This window comes from Actinomycetospora sp. (assembly GCF_055612215.1).
The window spans coordinates 1-5939 of the sequence record NZ_JBVPVA010000607.1 but is presented as its reverse complement, the minus strand read 5'-3'; the positions used below and the strand labels follow the sequence as shown (position 1 = coordinate 5939).

7 protein-coding genes and 1 pseudogene are annotated in these 5939 nt (G+C 76.7%); all 8 read left to right on the top strand.

Annotated elements, in window-relative coordinates:
• Positions 1 to 840 (top strand): annotated as a pseudogene (locus AC0CYZ_RS16795) (ATP-dependent zinc metalloprotease FtsH); the annotation flags it as partial.
• An 86-nt stretch (positions 841 to 926) separates the two neighbouring features.
• Positions 927 to 1574 carry a GTP cyclohydrolase I FolE gene (folE, locus tag AC0CYZ_RS16790; RefSeq protein WP_472217349.1) on the top strand — a complete coding sequence of 216 codons (648 nt, stop codon included), beginning with the start codon at positions 927 to 929 and terminating at the stop codon, positions 1572 to 1574.
• 95 nt (positions 1575 to 1669) lie between these two features.
• Complete coding sequence (gene folP / locus AC0CYZ_RS16785; RefSeq protein WP_472217351.1) at positions 1670 to 2488, top strand: dihydropteroate synthase; 819 nt, start codon at positions 1670 to 1672, stop codon at positions 2486 to 2488.
• A complete protein-coding gene (gene folB / locus AC0CYZ_RS16780; RefSeq protein ID WP_472217347.1) occupies positions 2449 to 2862 on the top strand; it encodes a dihydroneopterin aldolase in 414 nt (137 codons plus the stop codon). The genes folP and folB overlap by 40 nt, the downstream gene beginning before the upstream one ends.
• Positions 2859 to 3392 (top strand): 2-amino-4-hydroxy-6-hydroxymethyldihydropteridine diphosphokinase, encoded by a 534-nt coding sequence (folK, locus tag AC0CYZ_RS16775; protein ID WP_472217345.1) that lies wholly within the window; start codon positions 2859 to 2861, stop codon positions 3390 to 3392. Before folB ends, folK begins: the two co-directional genes overlap by 4 nt.
• Entirely contained in the window at positions 3389 to 3856 is a 468-nt protein-coding gene (locus tag AC0CYZ_RS16770) for a DUF3180 domain-containing protein (RefSeq protein ID WP_472217343.1), read from the top strand. Before folK ends, AC0CYZ_RS16770 begins: the two co-directional genes overlap by 4 nt.
• Before the next feature lie 49 nt (positions 3857 to 3905).
• Entirely contained in the window at positions 3906 to 4451 is a 546-nt protein-coding gene (locus AC0CYZ_RS16765; protein ID WP_472217341.1) for a DUF6779 domain-containing protein, read from the top strand.
• Positions 4452 to 4498: 47 nt separating this feature from the next.
• Positions 4499 to 5887, top strand: coding sequence for a PrsW family intramembrane metalloprotease (locus AC0CYZ_RS16760; RefSeq protein ID WP_472217339.1), 1389 nt, complete (start codon positions 4499 to 4501; stop codon positions 5885 to 5887).
• Positions 5888 to 5939 lie beyond the last annotated feature (52 nt).

The window sequence follows — 5939 nt, the reverse complement described above, 5'->3', positions numbered from 1 at the left end:
GCGCTGGACACGCTGACCGCGGAGCTCATCGAGCACGAGACGTTGCAGCGCAAGGACCTCGAGCGGCTCTTCGCGTCGGTGACCAAGCGTCCGCGGATCACCGCGTTCAACGACTTCGGTGACCGCACGCCGTCCGACCGTCCCCCGATCAAGACCCGTCGTGAGGTCGCCGCCGAGCGCGGCGAGCCGTGGCCGCCGGAGGACGAGCGCCGCGAGCCGGCGCGCGTCGGCGCCGGGGCCAACGGGCACGGCCCGGCCCAGAACGGGGCCGGGCAGCACGGGGCCGGCCAGAACGGCGCCGCGCCGAACGGCGCGGTCCCCGCCGGCCAGAACGGCTCGGCGGCGGGCTGGGGCGCACCGAACACCCCGCCGGTGGGCACGCCGTCCGCGGGCGGCCCGGGGCCGGACCCCTCGCGCCAGGGCGGCGACCCGGCGGGCCGCGGCACCTCGGGCTGGGGCATCCCGGACGTCTACCGCACCGGCGGGACGGCCCAGCCGCCGTCCTCGGTGCCGCCGAACTACGGCGCGCCCCCCGGGTGGACGCCGGCGACGACGCCGCGCGGCACCTCCTGGGAAGGCGGTTCGCGTCCCTACGGCCAGCACGGATCGGGTCAGCAGGGCTCCGGCCAGTACGGCAGCGGCTCCGGCCCCGCGCCCGCCGGATGGGGTCCATCGGGCGGGCAGCACGCGGCCCCGGAGGACGGCGCCTCGTCCGGACGGCGCAGTGCACCCGACGGCGAGCAGCCGTCCGGGGGGTCGTTCACGTCACCTGGCGACGGCGCGCCGAACCCGTACGGTGATCCGGACGGTCGTCGACCCGACGGCCGCTCGGAGAGCTGACCAACGGCGGCCAACCCTCCTCCGGAGGTCCCGACTCCACCGGGGGGCTTGCCCCGTCCCGCACCAGAGCACGGGGTGAGCTAGACGTGACGACGAGCGAGGACACGGTCGCGCCGACGCCCGACCGCAGCAACGGGCACGCCGCGGGCACCGTCGACACCGTCGACACCTTCGACGCGCCCCGGATCGAGGCCGCGGTCCGGGAGATCCTCATCGGCATCGGCGAGGACCCCGACCGCGAGGGTCTGCGGGACACCCCCGCCCGTGTCGCGCGCGCGTACCGCGAGCTCTTCGCGGGGCTCGGCGGCGACCCGGACGAGGTGCTCGCGCGGACCTTCGGCGAGAACCACGACGAGCTCGTCCTCGTCCGGGACATCCCGATGTTCTCGATGTGCGAGCACCACCTGCTGCCCTTCCACGGCGTGGCGCACGTGGCCTACCTGCCCGGCCCGGACGGGCGGGTCACCGGGCTGTCCAAGCTCGCGCGGCTCGTCGACCTCTACGCCCGCCGCCCGCAGGTCCAGGAGCGGCTCACCACCCAGGTCGCCGACGCGCTCGACCGCGCGCTCGACGCCCGCGGGGTCATCGTCGTCATCGACGCCGAGCACCAGTGCATGTCCTCGCGCGGGGTGCGCAAGCCGGGCTCGCGCACGACGACCTCCGCCGTCCGCGGCATCATGAAGTCGTCCGCGAGCACGCGCGCCGAGGCCCTCGGACTCATCCGGGGCGGCTGAGCGTGACGCCTCCGCCCGAGCCGCCCACGCCCGGCTCGCCCCGCCCCGGTCCGGCCGCGCCCCGCGCGCTCCCGCGCCCCGACCACTGCCTGGTGATGGGCGTCCTCAACGTCACCCCGGACTCGTTCTCCGACGGCGGGCGCTGGCTCGACCGCGACGACGCGGTCGCCCACGGCGTCGCCATGTCGCTGCGCGGCGCGACCTACGTCGACGTCGGCGGCGAGTCGACCCGCCCGGGTGCCGCGCGGGTCGACGCCGCGACCGAGACCGCCCGCGTCGTGCCCGTGGTCGCCGACCTGGTGGCCGCGGGCGCGCGGGTCAGCGTGGACACCAGCCGGGCCGAGGTCGCGTCGGCGGCGATCGAGGCGGGCGCCGAGATGGTCAACGACGTCTCCGGCGGGCTGGCCGACCCCCACATGGCCCGGGTGGTCGCCGACGCGGGCGTCGGCTGGGTCCTCATGCACTGGCGCGGCCACTCGCAGCGGATGCAGGAGCTCGCGAGCTACGAGGACGTCGTCGGCGAGGTCCGCGCCGAGATGGTCGAGCAGGTCGACCGAGCGGTGCTGGCCGGTGTCGACCCGGCGCTGCTCGTGCTCGACCCCGGCCTCGGCTTCGCCAAGACCGCCGCCCACAACTGGCAGCTGCTGCGCAAGCTGGACGTGTTCGTCTCGCTCGGCTTCCCCGTCCTCATCGGCGCCTCGCGCAAGCGGTTCCTCGGGGCCCTGCTCGCCGACGACGAGGGCACGCCACGCCGCCCGGACGGCCGCGAGCACGCCACCGCGGCGGTGACCGCGCTGGCGGCGAACGCCGGGGCGTGGGGGGTCCGCGTGCACGAGGTCTCGGCGTCCCTCGACGCGGTCGCGGTCGCGGCGGCATGGCACTGGGGCACCTCGCGGGTGAGGCACGACTCGTGAGCGCCCCGCAGCCCGGCGACCGCATCGAGCTGCGCGGCCTGCGGGTGCGCGGCCACCACGGGGTGTTCGACCACGAGCGCCGCGACGGGCAGGACTTCGTCCTCGACCTCGTGCTCTGGACCGACCTCACCGCGGCCGGCGCCAGTGACGACCTCGCCGACACCGTCGACTACGGCGCGCTCGCCGAGGCGGCCGCCGCGGTCGTCGAGGGCCCGCCGCACGCGCTGATCGAGGCGGTCGCCGCCGACGTCGCCGCCGTCGTGCTCGACGACCCGAAGGTCGCGGTCGTCGAGGTCGTGCTGCACAAGCCCCAGGCGCCGATCGACCGCCCGTTCGACGACGTGGCGGTGCGCGTCACGCGGAGCCGCCCGTGACACGCGCGGTGCTCTCCCTGGGATCGAACGTCGGGGACCGTGAGGCCCATCTGCGGCACGCCCTCGACGTCCTCGCCCCCTGGACGACGGCGGTGTCGGCGACGTACGCCACCGCACCGTGGGGCGGGGTCGCGCAGGACGACTTCCTCAACCTCGTCGTCGCCGTCGACGACCCGACGGTGGGCCCGCGGGACTGGCTCGCCCGCGCGCAGGAGGCCGAGCGGGCCCGCGGGCGGGACCGGTCGGGCGCCGCGGTGCGCTGGGGACCGCGCACCCTCGACGTCGACGTGCTCACCGTGGAGGACGCCGGCACCGGGGTGACCAGCGAGGACCCCGAGCTGCTGCTCCCGCACCCGCGCCTCGCCGAGCGGGCGTTCGTGCTCGTGCCGTGGGCCGAGATCGAGCCGGACACCGTCGTACCGGGTCGGGGACGGGTCGCCGACCTGCTCGCGGCGCTGCCCCCGGCCGAGCGTGACGGCGTGGTGCGCCACTCCGTCGTCGGGTCCACCACGGAGGGGACGCCGCGGTGACGACCCGGACCAGCCCGTCGGTGCTGCTCGTCGTCGCGGTCGCGGCGGGCCTCGTCGTGAACCTCCTGCTCGGCGCGTTCTACGGCTCGCTGCCGCCGCTGCCCGCCCCGGCTGGGGTGACGTTCCTGGTGCTCGGGCTCGTCGAGGCCGGGGTCGCGGTGGTGCTCTACCGCCGCATCCGGCGCCGGCCCGGCGCCCGGCCCGTCGACGCCCTCGCCGCCGCCCGGGCCGTCGCGCTCGCGAAGGCCTCCGCGCTGGCCGGGGCGCTGGTGGGCGGCGGGTGGTGCGGGGTGCTCGCCTACACGCTGCCGCGGCGGGCGCAGGTGGCCGCGGCAGCGTCGGACACGGTCGCGGCGGTCGTCGGGATCGTCGGCGCCGCAGTGCTGGTGGCGGCCGCGCTCGCGCTCGAGTGGTGCTGCCGCACCCCGGACGACCAGGACTCCCGCCCGACGCCCGACCGCTGATCAACCACCTCACCGTGGTCGGGCGACCGCGCTCGGTACGCTTCGTGACATGCCAGCCGACGAGCGACGTCGCGCGGCCCACCCCGTCCGGCGCCCCGCCGGCGACCCGGTCGTCCGCACGCTCCTGACGCTGACCGCGGTGCTCGCCCTGGTCGCGGCGGTCGTCGTGGTGCTCGGCGAGGACACCCGGGTGCTGCGGCTCGGCATCGTCGCCGGCCTCTGGGCGGCGCTGCTGGCCGTCGCCGCGCTCGTGCGCCGCGGCGCGGGCCCGGACGAGGCCGCGGTGGCCGCGCGCGAGGCGTCGCTGCGCCGGACCTTCGAGCTCGAGCTGGCCGCCGAGGTCGACGCCCGGCGCGAGCACGAGCTCACCATCGAGCAGGCGGTCCGCCGGGACGTCGCCGCGGAGACCGACGAGGAGATCAGCGGGCTGCGCGACGAGCTCGAGCGGCTGCGGACGCACCTCGAGCACGTCGGGACGCGGGCGGTGCCGCCCGGCGGGCGCCCGCGGTCGTCCGGGGCCGGCGGGCGCACCGTCGCCGACCTCCTCGCGATCCGCACCGGGCACGACGCCGGACCGCGCCGCCGGCACGGCTGAGGTCCTCGTCCGGTGCGCCGTCGGCGACGCCACTACCCTGCGGCAGGGTGATCGCCACCCCGGCACGGCTCGCGCCCCAGCAGCGGCGCACGCTCGTCTGGCCCGTCGTCGGGCTCATCGTGCTGGGGGTCTGCGCGCTCGCGGCGATCGGGCTCGCGAGTACCGAGATCGGCACCGGGGGTGTGATCGTCGGCGCGATCTGCGCGATGCTCCCCGTCGGTCCGGTGCTGCTCGCGTTCGCCTGGATCGACCGCTGGGAGCCCGAGCCGCCGCGCCTGCTGCTGACCGCGTTCCTCTGGGGCGCGGGCCTCGCCGCTCTCGTCGCGCTCGTCATCAACTCGAGCGCGGTGATCGCGGCAGAGCTGCTGCTCGGCCAGGGACAGGGCGACGTCGTCGGGGCCGTGATCTCGGCGCCGCTGGTCGAGGAGTTCGTCAAGGGCGCCTTCGTCGTCGGGCTCCTGCTGCTGCGGCGCCGCGAGTTCGACGGGATCGTCGACGGGATCGTCTACGCGGGCTTCGTCGGCGCCGGCTTCGCGTTCACCGAGAACATCATCTACTTCGGGCGGGCGTTCACCGAGGCGGGCGCGGCGCCGGCCGCCGGGATCGTCGCGACCTTCGTCCTGCGCGGACTGCTCTCCCCGTTCGCGCACCCGCTGTTCACGTCGATGACGGGGATCGGGGTCGGCATCGCCGCCAGCGTGCGCTCCCGGTGGGTGGGCGGCGTCGCGATCCTGCTCGGCTACGTGCTCGCGGTGATCCTGCACGCGTTGTGGAACTCCGCGACGCAGCTCGGCCCGGGCTTCTTCGGGGTCTACATCCTGATCATGCTGCCGCTGTTCGTCGGGATCCTCGGGCTGGTGCTGTGGCAGCGCCGCCGGGAGCGGGACGTGCTGGCCTCGCAGATGCCGGGGTTCGCCTCGGCCGGCTGGATCGCCGAGAGCGAGGTGCCGCTGCTCGGGAGCATGGCGGGGCGACGACGCTGGCGGACGGCGGTGCGCCGCACCGCGGGGAAGCCGGCCGCCGACGCCGTCGTGCACTACCAGCACGCGGTGTCCGAGCTGGCGTTCCTGCGCGCGCGGGCCGACCGCGGCGCGATCCCACCCAAGCCCGAGTGGCACGACGAGCTCCTCGAGAACGTGCGCCGCACCCGCCTCGCCGCGATCACCGCGCCCGGGGTCCCGCAGCCGCCGGGCTCGCAGCCGCCACCGGGAGGACCGCCGGGGCGGGGCGGCCTGTACGCGGGCCCGCCGTACCCGCCGTCGGGGCCGGTGCCGGGGCAGTACCCGCACGGCGGCCAGTACCCGCCGTCGGGTCCCGTGCCCCGGCAGTACCCGCCGTCAGGTCCGCTACCCGGGCAGTACCCGCCGTCGGGGCCGCTGCCGGGCCAGTACCCGTACGGGGGCCCGGGGCCGCGACCCGGCCCGCCGGATCGGTAGGCCCCTCGCGCCTCGTTGATCAACAGCACGTGGGGCAGGCCGGCCGGCCTTG